The following is a 16,455-nucleotide window of genomic DNA, read 5'->3' as shown; positions in this document are numbered from 1 at the left end:
CGGCAGGGTACTCGTGGCATATGAGCCCAGACGTCGACCTCACCGTCCCCAAGCCCGGCCACCACGTCCTGCGGGAGAAGTTGCTGGCCCTGGACAGCCGGCTGTTCGAGTTCGCCGCCGAGCAGCACTGGCCGGCCGCCGAGCCCGTCCTGCCGCGGCTGAGCCGGAGCGCGAACCACGGAGTGCTGTGGTTCGCGACGGCGGCCGCGATGGCCGCGAGCCGTACCCCCCGGGCCCGGCGGGCCGCCGCCCGGGGCCTCGCCTCGCTCGGGCTGGCCTCCCTGACCATCAACACCATCGGCAAGCGATCGGTGCGCCGCACCCGCCCCGTCCTGGACCCGGTGCCGCTGGTGCGCCAGCTCAAGCGGCAGCCGATCACCACCTCGTTCCCGTCGGGGCACTCCGCGTCCGCGGCCGCGTTCGCGACCGGAGTCGCCCTGGAGTCGCCGTCCTGGGGCGCGGTGGTGGCCCCGGTCGCCTTCTCGGTGGCCATGTCCCGCGTCTACACGGGCGTGCACTTCCCCAGCGACGTGCTGGCGGGCGCGGCCCTGGGCGCGGGCGCCGCGTTCGTCGTACGGCGTCTGGTGCCGACGCGGGCCCAGGTGGTGCCGCCGGCCCGGCCCCGGGCCGAGGTGCCCGCGCTGGCCGACGGCGAGGGCCTGGTGATGGTCTCGAACACCGCCTCGGGCACCGCCGACCGGGTCCGCGCGCTGCGGGACATCCTGCCCGCGGCCGAGGTCGTCGAGTGCGAACCGGCGGATGTGCGCGCCGAGTTGGAGAAGGCGGCGGCGCGGGCCCGGGTGCTCGGGGTGTGCGGTGGGGACGGCACGGTCAACGCCGCCGCCGAGATCGCCCTGCGCCACGGCCTGCCCCTGGCGGTGCTGCCCGGCGGCACGCTGAACCACTTCGCCTACGACCTGGGCGTCGAGGGTGTCCGCGATCTGGGACGGGCCGTCCAGCAGGGCGAGGGCGTGCACGTCGACGTGGGCCGCTTCGCCTGCGGCGAGACCCAGGGTGTCTTCCTCAACACGCTGAGCCTGGGCGTGTATCCGGAGCTGGTGCGCGAGCGGGAGCGCTGGACGCGCCGGATCGGCGGCTGGCCGGCCGGGGTGATCGCGGCGCTGCGCGTGGTGCGCGCCGACCGGCATCCGCTGGAGGCCGAGTTCCGCGGTCGGGCCCGGCCCTTGTGGCTGCTGTTCGTCGGCAACGGCACGTACCACCGGATGGGCCTCGGGCCGGGCCGCCGCAGCGACCTGGCGGACGGTCAGCTCGACGTCCGCGTCGTGCACGGCGGCCGGCGGCCCGCCGCGCGGCTGCTCGCGGCCGCGCTCGCCGGTCCGCTGACCCGCTCCCCCGTGCACGCGGCGGTCCAGGTCGGCCGGCTGAACGTGGCGAGTGTCGCCCCGGGCACGCTGCTGGCCTACGACGGCGAGGTGATCGAGGTGGAGGGCTCGGTGACGCTGGAGAAGCTGCCGCAGGCGCTCACCGTCTACCGGCCGTCGACAGGAAGCTGACCGACCGGAACTGATGACCAGTCAGTCCGTATAGCAAGACGAGGGGTCTCACCATTCGACATGCGGGCGTACGGTGATCCGTGTCGCCGGAAGGACCGCGAGGTCCTCGTCCAGCCGGCATGTCGAAAGGGGAACAGCCATGTCCGCAGCACAGGAGACCGCCGTCTACACGCACGGGCACCACGAGTCCGTGCTGCGGTCCCACACCTGGCGGACCGCCGCCAACTCGGCGGCCTACCTGCTCGGTTCACTCGAACCCCACATGAAGATCCTGGACATCGGCTGCGGGCCGGGCACGATCACCGCCGACCTGGCGGAGCTGGTCCCCGACGGACACGTCACGGGCGCCGACCACGCACCGGGGATCCTGGACACCGCCCGGGCCACGGCCGCCGGGCGCGGTCTGGCCAACGTCGACTTCACGGTGGCGGACGTCCACGCCCTGGACTTCCCCGACGCCACGTTCTGCGTGGTTCACGCCCACCAGGTGCTGCAACACGTCGGCGACCCGGTGCAGGCGCTGCGCGAGATGAAGCGCGTCACCAGGCCGGGCGGCCTCATCGCCGTACGGGACTCGGACTACGAAGCCATGACCTGGTACCCGGCGTCCCGGGGGATGGACGACTGGCTGGACCTGTACCGCAGGGTGGCCCGCGCCAACGGCGGGGAGCCGGACGCGGGGCGCCGGCTGAAGGCCTGGGCGCTGAGGGCGGGGCTGACGGACATCACGGCGACCTCCGGCACCTGGACCTTCGCCACCGCCGAGGAGCGGGCCTGGTGGAGCGGTCTGTGGGCGGACCGCACCCTGGCCTCCGCCTACGCGGAACGGGCCACCGGGGGCGGCCACGCCACCGAGGAACACCTGCGGGCCGTCTCGGACGCCTGGCGCGCGTGGGGCACGCACGAGGACGGGTGGTTCTGTGTACTGCACGGAGAGATTCTGTGCCGAAAGGAAGCCTGAACCGCCGTTTTCGGGAAACCCGGAAAGCAGGAGGTTCACATTATGGTTCCCATTCTGCTGGTACTGCTTCTGGTGCTGATTCTTTTCGGTGCCGGATTCGCGGTGAAAATACTCTGGTGGATCGCACTGGCCGTTCTGGTGCTATGGCTTCTGGGCTTCCTGATGCGGAGTACGACCGCGGGCGGAAGCAGGGGTCGTTGGTACAGGTGGTGAGGTAAGGGCTCTCCCCGGGGAAGCAGCGGAAGCAGCTCAGTCCCGGGGAAGCAGAGGTCCGAGCGGCCCGAGGTCCAGATTCAGGTCCTCGGGCCGCAGTCCGTAGCGCTCGCGCAGTTCGGTCATCCGGTCGTCGAGGAGCATCAGCGTCAGCCCGATCCGCTCCTCCTGCTCCTCGCTGAGGTCACCGGTGTCGAACCGGCGCAGCGCCTGGCGCTCCATGAGCTGGCGCAGCAGTTCCACCACGGTGAGCACGAGTTTGACCAGGTCCCGCTCGACGGTGTCGGGTTCGAGGTCCAGCCGGTTGCGTCGTTCGGTCACGTCAGTCTCCCCACGGCGACGGCACCTGCGCGTTCACCGAGCTGATCAGCGCGTTCAGGTCGATGCGGACGAGGTCGACGTCCGCGATGCGCAGGGTGATGTCGCCGGTGATGACGACCCCGCCGGCCAGCAGCCGGTCCAGGAGGTCCACCAGAGCGACCTCACGACGCTCGATCACGGTCACCGATTCACTCCTCCCCCGCGAAGGAATAGGCGGCCCAGGGGCCGGTGAGTTCCACCCGCATTCCCGGGACGTCGTCCTTCGTCCGGTCCACCAGTTCCACGAATTCCTCGGATTCCTCGCGCGGCACGAGATAGGCGGCATTGAGCAGGTTGCGTCCGGAGGCCCCGGAAAGCGTGGCGTTCTGCGGGGCGTGCAGCCGGGAATCCTCGGCGAACGCGGACAGCGTTTCGTGCAGCCGGCCCGCGAAGGCCTCCGCCTGCTGCCACATGTTCTCGTTCGTGCGCATCCGCATGCGCCGCTGCCGCAGATAGTCACGTCCCGACACGGCCTTCTCGGCCGGGAGCCCGTCGCCCGGTCCGGCCCCGCTCCGGTCGCCGTCGGCGGGTTCCGACTCGGCGTACACCTTGACGCCCCACTCCACCCGGCCGTGCAGCCGCTCCAGGGTGCGCCTGAACACCTCCTCGCGTTCCTCGATCATCACGCGGACGCCGCTGTCGTCCCAGAAGACGGTGCCCAGGCGCAGCGGCAGCGGAGTGGTGACGACGGTGAGCGCGTCGATCACGCCCTGGTGGGCGCGGGCGGTGGCGGTCAGCCAGTCCAGGTCCTCCAGACGGCTGCGGAGCGGGCCTTCGGCGAAGTCCCGCTCCGGTACATGGCTGACCACGGCCACCAGGCCGTGGTGGTGCAGCAGTCTGGGCGGATCGCCGGCCACCCCCGTCAGCTGGGCCTGAAGAGGCGTGCCGAAGGGGTGGCAGATGGCGTAGACGTACCGCAGCCCGGTCATGAGCTCTCCCTCTCCTCCTCGGTGCGGGCGGGTTCGAGCCGTTCGATGCGGGCGAGCCGCTCGCGCAACTCGGCGTTCTCCCGGGCGAGTTCGCTGCGCCGGGCCCGCGTGGACAAGGCCGGGTCGTCCTCCCACCAGTCGATGCCCATCTCCTTCGCCTTGTCGACCGAGGCGACGATCAGCCGCAGCTTGATCGTGAGCAGTTCGATGTCGAGCAGGTTGATGCGGATGTCACCGGCGATCACGATGCCCTTGTCGAGCACCCGCTCCAGGATGTCGGCGAGGTTGGCGCCACTCCCGTGGCCGTAGGGCTCGGGCACCCGGCTGGGCATGGTCATCGTCGGCTCCCGCGTTCGGCGTACTCGTACTCCTCTTCCTCTTCCTCCGGTGCCTCCGCCTCCGGCTCGGCGTCCTCGTCGCCGTACTCCTCGTACTCGTCCTCCGCGTCCTTGCCTTCCTGGCTCTCCTCCAGCTCCCCGTACGGGCCTTCCTCCTGTTCCTCGTCCTCCTCTTCGTCCTGGTACGCCTCCTCGTCCTCCGCCGCGGGCTCCTCCTCGGCCTCCTGCTCCTCGGCCACGGCCTCGTCGTGGCTCTGGACGACCTCGCCGTCCTGGATCTCGCCGCGCCAGCCGTCCTCGGCCTCGCCCTTGAGCGTGATGAAGCGGGCGTAGTGCTTGAGGTCGAGCCGGGCCCGGCGGCCCTGGGCGCGCCAGATGTTGCCGGTCTTCTCGAACAGGCCCTTGGGGTAGTACTCGATCACCAGCAGGACGCGGGTGAGGTTGTCGGCGAGGCGGTGGAAGGAGACGACGCCCTTGGTGGTGCCCTTGGCGCCCTCCGAGGTCCAGGAGATGCGGTCGTCGGGGATCTGCTCGGTGGTGGTCGCCTTCCAGCTGCGGTTGGACCAGAAGATCTTCATCTGCCAGTCGGAGTGGGTGTCGTCGGCGCGGTTCGCACTCTTGACGCCCTTGGCGAAGGTGGAGAAGTCCTGGTACTGGGTCCACTGGTCGTAGGCCGTGCGCAGCGGCACGCCGACGTCGATGAACTCGATGATGACGGTCGGCTTCTGGCCGGCGCCGCCCTTGCGTTTGCCCTTGCCGCCGGCGAGGTTCTTGACAGCGCCCACGACGTTGTCCTTGGCGCGGGAGGCGCCGAGTTCCACCGCGCTGCGCAGCGGCCCCTTGCCCTCGGCGAGCTTGCGGCCGCCGTCGAGGGCGAGCTTGGCGAAGCCGGGGCTGTTGCCCTCGGCGATGTCGTTCAGCTTGCCGGTGGTCTCGCCGAGCTTGCGGCCGACACCCACCAGGACGCGCTGGAGCTGTGCGGCGAGGTACTCCTGCACCTCGGCCTTGAGCCGGTCGGCGGCCTCGCTGCGGGCGACGTCGGTCACGGGATTGCTTCTGGCCTTGTCGGTGACGTTCCGGGCGGCACCGAGGGTCTCGGTCATCGCTCGCCGCCTCCCTTCGGCAGCCGGGCCCGCGCGGAGCGGGCCGAGTCGCCGGCCGCGGAGGTCTTCTTCGCGGCCGTCTTCTTGGCGGTCTTCCTCGCCGGGCCCGCGGTCTTCTTGGCCGCTTTCTTGGCGGGTGCCTTCTCCGCGGTCTTGGCCGCCTTCTTCGCGGGCGCCTTCCCGGCCGCCTTCTTCGCCGAGCCGGTGCTCTTCTTCGCGGGTGCCCTGCGGCGCGGCGCGGGGGACTCGGCGGGCTCGTCGTCGTCAGTGTCGTCGCTGTCGTCGTAGTCCGCGTCGGAGTCCTCAGACTCCTCGGAGCGCGGGTCGCGCCGGTTGTCCCGCTCATCGGCCTCGTCATCCTCGTCGTCCTCGAAGCCGAGGTCGGAGGTGTCCGGCACGACGCCCGAGAGCTGGTCGCGGACCTGGGCGGTGCGGCCGTGCAGCCGGTCGGCGAGCGCGTCGATCCGCCGCTCGACCATGGCGCCCGTGGCCGCTTTGCCGACACCCCGCAGGTCCTCGCGCAGCTGGTCCCCGATCTCCTTGAACTGCGGGTTGTCCCGCAGCTGTCCGGCCACCAGGTCCGCGAGCGCCCGCGGGCTCAGATGCATCCGCTTGCCGGCCACCAGGGTGCCGACGGCGAACGCCAGTTTCATTTTCCTGGTGCGTCCCAGGAAGTATCCGGCCCCTACCGCGAGGCCCATTCCCACTCGATTCATCGTGCCGTCCCGTCAGCCGTCCCCGCGCCTCCGCGCAGGCCGATCTCCAGCCGGTCGAGCAGTTCGTCCTCCTGCCGGTCGAACTCCTCCTCGTCGATCTCCCCCGCCTCCAACCGTTCCTCCAGCCGGGCGAGTTCGGCCCGGACCGTGGCCGGGTCGTAGTAGAGGCGCTCCGCCTCGTGCAGCACCTGGCCGATCACCCACGCGCTGCCGCGTACCGGTGCGAACGGCAGCAGCAGCACTTCCGAGATCAGTCCCACGGGGCGGCCCTCACTCCTCCGCGCTCTCGGCACCGGCCGTGGTGCCGGCCGGCTCGGCGGGACCGGGGTCGACGAAGCTGTACGGCGGCAGCGGGCCGTTGACCCTGAGCTCAAGGTGCGGATGGCCCTTGCGGACCTGCTCCACCTCGTTCAGGAAGGCCGCGGCGGAGTCCCGGTGCACCAGGAACGAGATGTTGACGAGCCAGCCGGTGGACTCGGGGCCCACGCTGATGGCCTCGGCGACCGGTTCCAGGGCCCGCTGCACCTCGGTGGCGTCCTCGGCCTCGCGGGTCTTGACGGCCGCGACGACCATCTCGCCGAGTTGCAGCCGCTGCTCGTAACTGCCGCCGCCCGCCTGCCGGTTGGCCTCGGTCAGGCCGCGGATCTCCGGGTTCTCGGACATCACGCGGTGCAGCACGGCCTCCTCGTCGTGGGTGGCCTTGACGTTGTACTCGACCCTGCCGTCGAGGGTGCGCAGCCGCTCCTTGTAGTGGTCGGCGCGTTCGGCGAGCACCCCGGTGACGGTGCCGTCGTCGGGGGCGACGCTGCCGAACCGCATGGGCAGCACGCAGGCGGCCGCGCCGGCCTCGCTCAGCACCGTCTGGTGGGCGAGCAGGTCCCGGCGCTTGGGGCGCAGGCCCTCAGGCGCGTCGCTGACGACCGCCGCGAGCTCGCCCTCCTTCAGGATGCGCACGGGGCGCGGCGGGTCGCCGACACCTCCCATGCCCTCCGGCAACGAAGGGTGGGACGCGGCGGTGATGCCGTACACATACGTGCTCACTGCTCTTCCTCCTTCCTGCGCGAGGCGGTGGACTTGCGGGCACGCGGCCTGGACTCGGTCTGACCCTCCTCACGTGCCTCCTTGAAGGCGCCGGAGATGGTCTCGGCGGCGCCGGACAGCGCTCCCTTGGACTTGCCGCGGGCGCCGGACTCGGTGATCGAGCCGACGACGTCGGGCAGGCCCGGGCTCTTGTTCGGGCCGGATTCCAGGTCGAGCCGGTTGCACGCTTCGGCGAAGCGCAGATAGGTGTCGACGCTTGCCACGACGACACGTACGTCGATCTTCAGGATCTCGATACCTACCAGGGAGACCCGTATGAACGCGTCGATGACGAGACCCCTGTCGAGGACGAGTTCCAGAACGTCGTAGAGGCCGCTGCTGCCGCCTCCGCCGCCGCTCTGCTGGGCCGGGACAACGGTCATGTCGACCGCGCCTCCTTGTCTGTGGGTTGGTGTGCGGCTGTGGTCGCGGGTGGACGGCCTAGCGGCCGCCGCTCCGTCCGTGGGGATCGGCCCGCCCGCGTTCGTATCGACGAACGCGCCGGTAGCCGGTGAGCTGTCCCCGGGAGTCGACATCGACCCGGTAGCTCGCCAGGAGGCTCATCGTGTCGGGCACCCTCGCGAGTTCCAGGACCTCGACCTCCAGGGACCAGCCGTCCTCGGTCTGCTCGAAGGCGGACGCGCTCTCGACGGACATGCCGGTCAGCTCCCCGAGCTGGGCGCACGCGTCGCGCAGCACCTCCATGGGGCTCGGCCGGTTCTCCGCCACGTTACGCTCCGTGTCCCTTTCTTCACCTTTACGGGGATTCCGTGAATTCTGTGACTCCGATGAGCCTTTTGTGTTCGTCATGGCCACCTCTCACTTCGGGTGGCCGCTCGTCCGTTGGCCAAACCTTCGAGTGGTCATGCGTTCAAGGCATCAGCGGGTTGAGGCGCCGCCGCGCCGGACCCAGGGCGCGGCCCTTCGCCATCACCCCGGCCCACGGGTTGGTGCGGGCCTGCTCGACGGCGTCGGCGATGGTCCAGCGGCGGGCGTCGAGGTCCGGATCGTCGAGCTGGCTCCAGTCGATCGGGGTGGCCACGGGGGCGCCCGGCTTGGCGCGGACGGTGAAGGGCGCGACGGCGGTCTGGGCGTAGGCGTTGCGCTGTATGTCGAGGTAGAGCCGGTCGCCGCGCTCCTTCTTGCGGGCGGCGGTGGTGAGCGTGTCGGGGTGGCCGGCGACGAGGGTGTCGGCCACGTCCCGGGCGAAGGAGCGGACCTCGTCGAAGTCGTGGTGCCCGGTGACCGGGACGATCACGTGCAGGCCGCGCGAGCCGGTGGTCATCAGGGCCGAGGGCAGCTTCAGCTCGTCGAGCAGTTCCCCCAGCAGCCGGGCCGCCTCGCGCACCGCGCCGAAGTCGTCCCCGGAGGGATCGAGGTCGAAGACCATGCGGTCGGGACACTCGATCCGGCCGGTCCGGGACAGCCAGCGGTGCAGGGTGAGGGCGGCCTGGTCGGCGAGGTACACCAGGGTGGCGGTGTCGTCGCACACGGTGTGGCAGACGGTGCCGCCCTCCTTGGCGACCTCGACCCGGTGGATCCACTCCGGGTAGGAGTCCGGGGTGTTCTTCTGCATGAACCGGGGGCCGTCGAGGCCGTCGGGGTGCCGCTCCAGCATCAGCGGGCGGCCGCGCAGGTGCGGCAGCATGAAGGGGGCGACGGACCGGTGGTAGTCGACCAGGTCGCCCTTGGTGTACTCCTTCGCGCCGCCGCCACCGGGAAAGAGGACCTTGTCCTGGCGGTGGATCCGCACGGTGTGCCGGCCCGCCCGGACGGTCCGTGCGGCGCCCTGGGTGTCGTCCGCGCTCACCGCACGACCGCCTCCTCCACGAGCAGCTTCCCGGCCGCCGTGATCGACTCGGCGTCGATGCCGGCGGCGTGCAGTTGCTCCTCGGGGGACGCCGAACCCGGCATCGTCCGGACGGCCAGGCGGACCAGGCGGGGCGTCGGCCGCCCGTCGAGGAACGCGTCCAGGACGGCGTCGCCGAGACCGCCCTCCTCGCGGTGGTCCTCCACCGTCATCAGACAGCCGGTGTCCTCGGCGGCCTGCCGCAGGGTGAACCGGTCGACGGGCTTGACCGAGTACAGGTCGATCACCCGGACCCGGATGCCGTCCCGCTCCAGCGCGTCGGCGGCGGCCAGCGCCTCGAAGACGGTGACGCCCGCCGCGACGATCGTCAGACGGTCCTGGTCGGAGGAGCGCAGCACCTTGCTGCCCCCGATCGGGAACTCCTCGTCGGGCCCGTAGATCACCGGGCCCTCACCGCGGTTGGTGCGCAGATAGCGGATGCCCTCCAGCCCGGCCATCTCGGCGACGAGGTGCGCGGTCTGGTTGGCGTCGCACGGGTACAGCACGGTGGAGCCGTGCACCGCCCGCATCATCGCCAGGTCCTCCAGGCCCATCTGGCTGGGCCCGTCCTGCCCGATGGCGACGCCGGCGTGGGAGCCGACGAGGTTGATGCCGGAGCCGCTGATCGACGCCATGCGCACGAAGTCGTGGGCCCGGGTCAGGAAGGCCGCGAAGGTCGAGGCGTACGGCACCCAGCCGCGGGCGGCGAGGCCGACGGCGGCGGCGACCATCTGCTGCTCGGCGATGTAGCACTCGATGTAGCGGTCGGGGTGTTCCTTGGCGAAGAACTCCGCCCGGGTGGAGTCGCCGACCTCGCCGTCCAGGGCGACGACGTCCCCGCGGGCGGTGCCGAGCGCCGTGAGGGCCTGCCCGAAGGCGTTGCGGGTGGCGATCTCGTCGCCCTTCTCGAAGCGCGGCAGTTCCAGGTGCCCGGCGCGGACGGCGTGCAGCATGCGGGCGGCGGGCGGCTCGTGGACCTCGACGCGGAGATCGCGGACGCCGCCGAGTTCCTCGATCGCCTCGTCGGCGTTCTTCAGCGGCTTGCCGTGCAGTCCCTCGCGGTCCTGTACGTCGGCGACGCCCTTGCCCTTCAGGGTGCGGGCGAGGATCGCGGTCGGCTGGCCCTTGGTGGACTCGGCCTCGCCGTAGGCCCGGCCGATCGCGTCGACGTCGTGGCCGTCCACCTCGACGGTGTGCCATCCGAAGGCCTGGAAGCGGCGGGCGTAGGCGTCGAGGTCGTGGCCGTGCCGGGTGGGTCCGCGCTGGCCGAGCCGGTTGACGTCGACGATCGCGGTGAGGTTGTCGAGGTGCTCGTGCCCGGCGTGCTCGGCGGCCTCCCAGACCGAGCCCTCCGCCATCTCGCTGTCGCCGCACAGCACCCACACCCGGTATCCGGTGCGCTCCAGCCGCTTGCCCGCCAGGGCGATCCCGACGCCCACCGGCAGCCCCTGCCCGAGCGAGCCGGTGGCCGTCTCGACCCAGTCCAGCCGGCGCGGTGTGGGGTGCCCTTCGAGGCGGCTGCCCTGCTTGCGGAAGGTGAGCAGCTCCTCGTCGTCGATGACACCGGCCGCCTTGTAGGCGGAGTACAGCAGGGGCGAGGCGTGTCCCTTGGACAGCACGAACCGGTCGTTGCCCGGGTGGGCGGGGCGCTCGAAGTCGTAGCGGAAGTGGTTCGCCAGCAGTACGGCCATCAGATCGGCGGCGGACATCGAGGACGTGGGGTGCCCGGAGCCCGCCGCGGCGGCCGCGCGCACACTGTCGACGCGCAACTGCTGGGCGAGTTCGACGAGTTCACCGGTGTTCATGAGTCTCCTTCCGCGGGGGTGTCGGCAGGCGCGTCATCGGCACGCCGCACGGGGCCGGGCGCCTTGCCGGGCTCCCCACCGGGCTGGTTCTTGGCAGGTTCGCCGCCGGGTTGGTTCTTGGCGGGCTCGGGGGCCGGTTGGTTCTTGGCGGGTTCACCGCCGGGCTGGTTCTTGGCGGGCTCGGGAGCCGGCTGATTGCGGGCGGGCTCACCACCCGGCCGGTTCATGGCCGGCTCGCCGCCCGGGCGCCTCGTGGCGGACTCGCCAACCGGCTGGTTCATGGCAGGCGTGGAACCCGGCCGGTTCTCGTGTGACCCGAGGCCGGGGCCGTTCTCGGTCGGGTCGGTGGGGTGGGTGTCCTGGGCTGTGGCCGCGCCCGGGCCCGACATGGCCTTGGTGTCCTGGCGGCCGGGTGGGCGGCCCGGGACCCGGGCCAGTTCCGGGGACGCCGTGTCCAGGGGGACCGACCAGGACCGGACGAGGCCCAACTGGACGGCCTGGCGCGGCAGGACGGAGTCCAGCAGCCAGTCCGCGGCGACCCGGACGCGATTGCCGGGCATCGCCGCGAGGTGGTAGCCGCGGGTGACCGCGCCGGCCGCCACGCCGGACAGCGGGACGCCCAGCGGGTTGGCGGCGGCCTTCGCGCCGCCCAGGTCCACGACGAAGCCCAGGTCCCGGTGTTCGTAGGGGCGGCGCATGCCTACGCCCAGGGACGCGGCGACGTTGCGCGCGGCCGTCCGTCCCTGCCGCCAGGCGTGCTGCGCGGTCGTCGGGGTGAACTGCCCCGGGTTGCGCAGGTCGGGCACCGCGGCCGCGTCACCGCACGCGAACACCTCGGGCCGGCCGGGCACCTGGAGGTGCGGGTCGACGAGCAGCCGGCCGCGTTCCATCGGCAGCCCGAGCGCTTCGGCGAGCGGATCGGGCCGCACCCCCACGCACCAGACCAGCGTGCGCGACTCGACGAACTCCCCGTCGGTCAGCAGCACCCCGTCCGGCGTGGCCTCCTTCACGGAGGTCCCCATGCGCACCTCCACGCCGCGTTCCTTCAGCGTGCGGTCGGCGGTCCGGGACAGCCGTTCGTCCAGCTCGGGCAGGACCCGGTCGGCCACGTCCAGGAGCAGCCAGCGCGGCCGCATGCCCTCCCGGAGCGGGTGTTTGCGCACCTGCGCGTCGGTGAAGAGCTTGCCGTGCGCCGCGACCTCGGTGCCGGTGTACCCCGCGCCGACCACGACGAAGGTGCACCGGGCGGCGCAGCTCGCGGGATCGTCGCTCGCCGCCGCGAGTTCCACCTGCCGGGTCACGTGGTCGCGCAGGTACAGCGCCTCGGGCAGACCGCGGAAGCCGTGGGCGTTCTCGGCGACGCCCGGGATGGGCAGCAGCTTGTTGACGCTTCCGGCGGCCAGCACCAGCCGGTCGTAGGTCAGCGTGCCGTCGTCACCCTCCGGGTCGGTGTAGTGCACGGTCCGGGCGTCCAGGTCGATGCCGTCGGCCTCGCCGAGCACCAGGCGGACGTGCGGCAGGGTGTCGGACAGGGAGACGGTGACCCGGCGCGGCTCCAGGATCCCGGCCGCGACCTGGGGCAGCAGGGGCAGGTACAGGAAGTAGTCGGTCGGGTTCAGCAGGGTGATGTCGGCCTTGCCGCGGGACATCCGGGACAGTTCCTTCGCTGTCCGGTACCCGGCGAAGCCGGCTCCGACGATCACGATGCGGGGTCGACTCACGGTTCGCCTCCGGGGCTGGTCGCGTACCTCGGGAGCCTTCCGCGTCCCCCTGGTCCAGGCCGCCAAACGTCCGCCCGCGCTCCGTTACGGCCGCCGGTTTCCCCGCCGGGCGCCGGGTACTCGGTCGGCGAACCGCCCGCCCACCCCTCGTGGAGGCACATTCCCCATGCCCGAGTACGGCTACTTCCTCTCGTGCGAGCAGTACGGTCCCGCGGAGCTCATCGAGCAGGCGCGGATGGCCGAGCAGGCCGGGTTCCAGTCGCTGTGGATCTCCGACCACTACCACCCGTGGAACGACGCGCAGGGGCAGAGCCCGTTCGTGTGGTCGGTGATCGGCGCGCTGTCCGAGGCCGTGTCGCTGCCCGTCGAGACGGCGGTGACCTGCCCGACCGTGCGGATCCATCCCGCGGTGGTGGCCCAGGCGGCCGCGACGAGCGCGGTGATGACCGACGGCCGCTTCCGGCTCGGCGTCGGCACCGGCGAGGCGCTGAACGAGCACGTCCTCGGCCATGTCTGGCCGCCCGCGCACATCCGCCTGGAGATGCTGGAGGAGTCCATCCAGGTCATGCGGCGGCTGTTCACCGGCGAGGAGGTCAACCACCACGGCACGCACTACACGGTGGAGAACGCCCGCCTGTACACGGTCCCCGACGAGCCCGTCCCGATCGACATCTCCGGCTTCGGGCCCGCGGCGACCAAGCTGGCGGCCCGGGTCGGCGACGGCTTCATCACGATGGCGCCCGAGGCGTCGATGGTGGAGCAGTACCGCAAGGGCGGGGGCGGCGGAAAGCCGGTCAGCGGCGGCACCAAGGTCTGCTACGACACCGACAAGGACGAGGCCGTACGCACGGTGCACCGGCTCTGGGCGAACGAGCAGCTGCCGGGCGAGCTGAGCCAGGTGCTGCCCTCCCCCCGGCACTTCGAGCAGGCGCAGACCCTGGTCACCGAGGACATGGTCCGCGACAGCCGGGTGTGCGGAGACGACGTGGACGAGCACGTCGCGGAGCTGAAGAAGTTCGCCGACGCGGGCTTCGACCTCGTCTACGTCAACCAGATCGGCCCCGACATCCGCGGCTTCTTCGACTTCTACCGTACGAAGGTCCTGCCGCAGCTCCAGCAGAGCCACTGAGCGGAAGCGAGGCCGTGATGAAGCTCCGTCCGCCCGTGGTGTCGGTGTACACCGTGCCGACCGACGCCCCCGAGGCGGACGGCACGCTGTCCTGGGACACGACGACCGTCGTGATCGCCGAGGTGAGCGCGGCCGACGCGACCGGCACCGGCTGGACGTACGGTCCGGCGGCGGTCGGGGACTTCCTGCACGAGCACCTCGGCCCCCTCGTGGAGGGCCGCGACGCGCTGGACATCCCCGCGCTGCACGACGCGATGTGCCGCTCGGTGCGCAACGCGGGCCGCCCCGGCATCGCCGCCTGCGCGATCTCCGCCCTGGACATCGCCCTGTGGGACCTCAAGGCCCGGCTGCTGGAACTCCCGCTGGCCCGGCTCCTCGGGGTGGCCCGGGAGACCGTGCCGGTGTACGGCAGCGGCGGCTTCACGACGTACCACGACACGCATCTGGCCGCGCAGCTGAACGGCTGGGTGCACGGGCAGCACATCCCCCGCGTCAAGATCAGGATCGGTGAGGCGTGGGGCCGCGCGGTCACCCGCGACCTGGCCCGCGTCCGCGCCGCCCGCCACGTCATCGGGCCCGAGGCGGAGTTGTACGTCGACGCGAGCGGCGCCTACACCCGCAAGCAGGCGGTGCGCGTCGGCCACACCCTCGCCGAGCACGGCGTCGGCTGGTTCGAGGAACCGGTGTCCTCGGACGACCTGAAGGGCCTGCGCCTGGTGCGCGACGCCGTGGTGTCCGACGTGGCGGCGGGCGAGTACGGCTACGACCTGCCGTACTTCGCCCGCATGATCTCGGCCGGCGCCGTCGACTGCCTCCAGATCGACGCGACGCGCTGCGGCGGCCTCACCGAGTTCCTCCGCGCCGCCGCCCTCGCCCACGCCCACGGCCTGGAGGTCTCCACCCACTGCGCCCCGCACGTCCACGCCGCCGCGGCGGCCTCGCTGCCCAACCTGCGCCACCTGGAGTGGTTCCACGACCACGTCCGTATCGAGGACATGTTCTTCGACGGCGCCCTCGACCCGACCGGCGGCGAGGTACACCCCGTCTGCGGCATCGGCCACGGCCTGACCCTGCGGACGGAGGAGGTGGAGGAGTACCGGGTGGCGTGATCACCGGACTCCTCGCCGTATCGCCGTAGCACCGGTCTTCTCGCCGTCATCGCCCCCGCGACGGCCCACGGCGGCCACGGCGGCGCAGACCCGCGGTCACCGCGGCGCCCAGCCCGCCGACGCCGGCCGCCACCAGCCCCGCCCCCATGCGCCCGCGGTTGCGCGAGACCCAGTCCTGGGGGCTGCCGGACACGGCCTCGTCGTCGAAGCGCCCGTGGGCGCCGTGGTCCCGCCCGTGCGGTCCGTCGGCCGGGGCCCACAGGTTGCCGGGACCGCCGTGCGGCCCGTCGTCCTGCTGCGAGCCGAAGCCGGTCCGGGCCAGGTACCGGTCCAGGAACCCGGGGGCGACCGCGTTGGCGATCAGCGTGGCCGCCGTCGAGCCGCCGACCCAGTACTCGCGTCGCCGCCCGTGCGAGGCCGCGTGCACGATGGCACGGGCGGCCACCTCCGGCTGGTAGACGGGCGCGACCGGCCGTGCCCGGCCCGGCATCCGGTTCAGCACCCAGTCGAACTGCGGGGTGTTGAGCCCGGGCAGCTGCACCATCGTCGTACGGACACCGCTGCCCGTGTGCAGCAGTTCGCACCGCAGCGACTCGTTGAAGCCCTGGATGGCGTGCTTGGCGCCGCAGTAGGCCGACTGGAGCGGAATCCCGCGGTAGGCGAGCGCGGAGCCCACCTGGACGATCGTGCCGCGGTCGCGGGGCAGCATGTGGTGCAGGGCGGCCCGGGTGCCGAACACGTACCCGAGGTAGGTCACCTCGGTCACCCGCCGGAACTCGTCCGGGGTGACCTCGGGGAACGGGGCGAAGACCCCGGCGAAGGCGTTGTTGACCCAGACGTCGATGGGCCCGAAGGCGTCCACGACCTGCTGGGCGGCGTCGTCGACGGCCTTGGCGTCGGCCACGTCTACGCCGACGACGAGCGCCTCGCCGCCCGCGCGCCGCACCTCGTCCGCCGCCGCGGCGAGCCCCTCACGGCCTCGGGCCAGCAGGGCGACCCGGGCGCCACGGGCGGCGAAGGCCACGGCCGTGGCCCGGCCCACACCACCGCTCGCCCCGGTCACCACGACGACCTCGCCGTGCCCCGCCGATGCTCCCTTGTGGACGTCGCGCACCGCGCATCACGCCCGGTGGTGCGGCTGCTCGGGGTCGTCGCCGGGGCGCGGGCCGGCGGCCGGCGCGCCCGCCTGGGGCGCGACGGGCGGCATCGGCGGGACCTGCATGGCCGCCCCACCGGGCCCGGGCGGGGCGAGGGGCATGGTGCCGGTGGCTTCCGGCTGCTGGCCCGCCGCCGCGAGCTCGGCCTCGCGCGCGTCCGTCGGACGGTGCGAGGAGGGCCGGGCGGCGCCGCGCAGCACATAGGCCAGGACGCCGAGGATCGCCGCCGTGATGAGGGCGGCGGCCCAGTCGGGCAGACCGATGGCGAGCGCCAGCCCCACGGCGAGCGCGACGGCCGCGCCCGCGTACAGGGCGACGGCGCCGGAAGCGGCGTAGAGCACGGCCTTGCGGCGTTGCTTGCGGGTCTGCTCGCGCAGTTCCTCGCGGACGGTCTCCCGTGCGACCTGCGCCAGCTCGTCGACCAGATGCCTGTCCAGATGCTCCAGATGCTCCAAGCGGTCCATGCCCGCC

Annotated in this window: 20 protein-coding genes; 5 read left to right on the top strand and 15 right to left on the bottom strand. The window is 72.3% G+C overall.

Translation table 11 applies throughout. The features are described 5' to 3' along the window. The first annotated feature begins 20 nt into the window (after positions 1-20). The 3 genes from SLINC_RS36715 (at position 21) to SLINC_RS36705 (ending at position 2,688) form a co-directional block, all read left to right on the top strand. A complete protein-coding gene (locus SLINC_RS36715; protein WP_067442642.1) occupies positions 21-1,514 on the top strand; it encodes a bifunctional phosphatase PAP2/diacylglycerol kinase family protein in 1,494 nt (497 codons plus the stop codon). A gap of 139 nt (positions 1,515-1,653) precedes the next feature. Then, entirely contained in the window at positions 1,654-2,475 is an 822-nt protein-coding gene (locus SLINC_RS36710; RefSeq protein WP_067442639.1) for a methyltransferase domain-containing protein, read from the top strand. Positions 2,476-2,517: 42 nt separating this feature from the next. Continuing rightward, positions 2,518-2,688 carry a hydrophobic protein gene (locus SLINC_RS36705; protein ID WP_067442637.1) on the top strand — a complete coding sequence of 57 codons (171 nt, stop codon included), beginning with the start codon at positions 2,518-2,520 and terminating at the stop codon, positions 2,686-2,688. A 36-nt stretch (positions 2,689-2,724) separates the two neighbouring features. Here SLINC_RS36705 and SLINC_RS36700 read toward each other — a convergent pair whose 3' ends face one another. From SLINC_RS36700 to SLINC_RS36640, 13 genes are all read right to left on the bottom strand, one after another. After that, positions 2,725-3,009: a gas vesicle protein K gene (locus SLINC_RS36700; protein WP_067442636.1), complete on the bottom strand. Its 285-nt coding sequence runs from the start codon at positions 3,007-3,009 to the stop codon at positions 2,725-2,727. 1 nt (position 3,010) lies between these two features. Further along, positions 3,011-3,193, bottom strand: a complete 183-nt coding sequence (locus tag SLINC_RS36695) for a gas vesicle protein (protein WP_020133312.1) — start codon at positions 3,191-3,193, stop codon at positions 3,011-3,013. Between the two features lie 4 nt (positions 3,194-3,197). Then, positions 3,198-3,977: a GvpL/GvpF family gas vesicle protein gene (locus tag SLINC_RS36690; protein ID WP_067442633.1), complete on the bottom strand. Its 780-nt coding sequence runs from the start codon at positions 3,975-3,977 to the stop codon at positions 3,198-3,200. Continuing rightward, the gene (locus tag SLINC_RS36685) at positions 3,974-4,315 is read right to left on the bottom strand and encodes a gas vesicle protein (protein WP_067442631.1); all 342 of its coding nucleotides are present in this window, start codon (positions 4,313-4,315) and stop codon (positions 3,974-3,976) included. Before SLINC_RS36685 ends, SLINC_RS36690 begins: the two co-directional genes overlap by 4 nt. Continuing rightward, the gene (locus SLINC_RS36680) at positions 4,312-5,418 is read right to left on the bottom strand and encodes an SRPBCC family protein (RefSeq protein WP_067442629.1); all 1,107 of its coding nucleotides are present in this window, start codon (positions 5,416-5,418) and stop codon (positions 4,312-4,314) included. Before SLINC_RS36680 ends, SLINC_RS36685 begins: the two co-directional genes overlap by 4 nt. Continuing rightward, complete coding sequence (locus SLINC_RS36675; protein ID WP_067442627.1) at positions 5,415-6,134, bottom strand: DNA primase; 720 nt, start codon at positions 6,132-6,134, stop codon at positions 5,415-5,417. The genes SLINC_RS36680 and SLINC_RS36675 overlap by 4 nt, the downstream gene beginning before the upstream one ends. Further along, on the bottom strand, positions 6,131-6,394 hold the full coding sequence (locus SLINC_RS36670) for a gas vesicle protein GvpG (RefSeq protein ID WP_067442626.1): 264 nt from the start codon (positions 6,392-6,394) through the stop codon (positions 6,131-6,133). The genes SLINC_RS36675 and SLINC_RS36670 overlap by 4 nt, the downstream gene beginning before the upstream one ends. A 10-nt stretch (positions 6,395-6,404) precedes the next feature. Next, the gene (locus tag SLINC_RS36665) at positions 6,405-7,175 is read right to left on the bottom strand and encodes a GvpL/GvpF family gas vesicle protein (RefSeq protein ID WP_067442623.1); all 771 of its coding nucleotides are present in this window, start codon (positions 7,173-7,175) and stop codon (positions 6,405-6,407) included. Further along, the gene (locus SLINC_RS36660; protein WP_067442620.1) at positions 7,172-7,597 is read right to left on the bottom strand and encodes a gas vesicle structural protein GvpA; all 426 of its coding nucleotides are present in this window, start codon (positions 7,595-7,597) and stop codon (positions 7,172-7,174) included. The genes SLINC_RS36665 and SLINC_RS36660 overlap by 4 nt, the downstream gene beginning before the upstream one ends. 58 nt (positions 7,598-7,655) lie before the next feature. After that, positions 7,656-8,024 (bottom strand): gas vesicle protein GvpO, encoded by a 369-nt coding sequence (locus tag SLINC_RS36655; RefSeq protein WP_079164919.1) that lies wholly within the window; start codon positions 8,022-8,024, stop codon positions 7,656-7,658. 61 nt (positions 8,025-8,085) lie between these two features. Continuing rightward, positions 8,086-9,024: a non-homologous end-joining DNA ligase gene (gene ligD, locus SLINC_RS36650; protein ID WP_067442618.1), complete on the bottom strand. Its 939-nt coding sequence runs from the start codon at positions 9,022-9,024 to the stop codon at positions 8,086-8,088. Continuing rightward, complete coding sequence (locus SLINC_RS36645; RefSeq protein WP_067442615.1) at positions 9,021-10,868, bottom strand: transketolase; 1,848 nt, start codon at positions 10,866-10,868, stop codon at positions 9,021-9,023. Before SLINC_RS36645 ends, ligD begins: the two co-directional genes overlap by 4 nt. Next, a complete protein-coding gene (locus SLINC_RS36640) occupies positions 10,865-12,589 on the bottom strand; it encodes an NAD(P)/FAD-dependent oxidoreductase (protein WP_079164918.1) in 1,725 nt (574 codons plus the stop codon). Before SLINC_RS36640 ends, SLINC_RS36645 begins: the two co-directional genes overlap by 4 nt. Before the next feature lie 166 nt (positions 12,590-12,755). Between SLINC_RS36640 and SLINC_RS36635 the strand changes: the two genes are divergently transcribed. Continuing rightward, positions 12,756-13,718, top strand: a complete 963-nt coding sequence (locus SLINC_RS36635) for an LLM class F420-dependent oxidoreductase (RefSeq protein ID WP_067442611.1) — start codon at positions 12,756-12,758, stop codon at positions 13,716-13,718. 17 nt (positions 13,719-13,735) lie between these two features. Continuing rightward, entirely contained in the window at positions 13,736-14,827 is a 1,092-nt protein-coding gene (locus SLINC_RS36630; RefSeq protein ID WP_067442609.1) for an enolase C-terminal domain-like protein, read from the top strand. Between the two features lie 46 nt (positions 14,828-14,873). Here the strand turns inward: SLINC_RS36630 and SLINC_RS36625 are convergent, their stop codons facing one another. Beyond that, positions 14,874-15,941 (bottom strand): SDR family oxidoreductase, encoded by a 1,068-nt coding sequence (locus SLINC_RS36625; RefSeq protein ID WP_067442607.1) that lies wholly within the window; start codon positions 15,939-15,941, stop codon positions 14,874-14,876. Positions 15,942-15,947: 6 nt separating this feature from the next. After that, positions 15,948-16,448 (bottom strand): phage holin family protein, encoded by a 501-nt coding sequence (locus SLINC_RS36620; RefSeq protein WP_067442605.1) that lies wholly within the window; start codon positions 16,446-16,448, stop codon positions 15,948-15,950. Positions 16,449-16,455 lie beyond the last annotated feature (7 nt).

It is taken from the genome of Streptomyces lincolnensis (assembly GCF_001685355.1).
In the GTDB taxonomy this organism is placed as follows: domain Bacteria; phylum Actinomycetota; class Actinomycetes; order Streptomycetales; family Streptomycetaceae; genus Streptomyces; species Streptomyces lincolnensis.
This window is presented reverse-complemented; position numbering and strand designations above follow the sequence as displayed.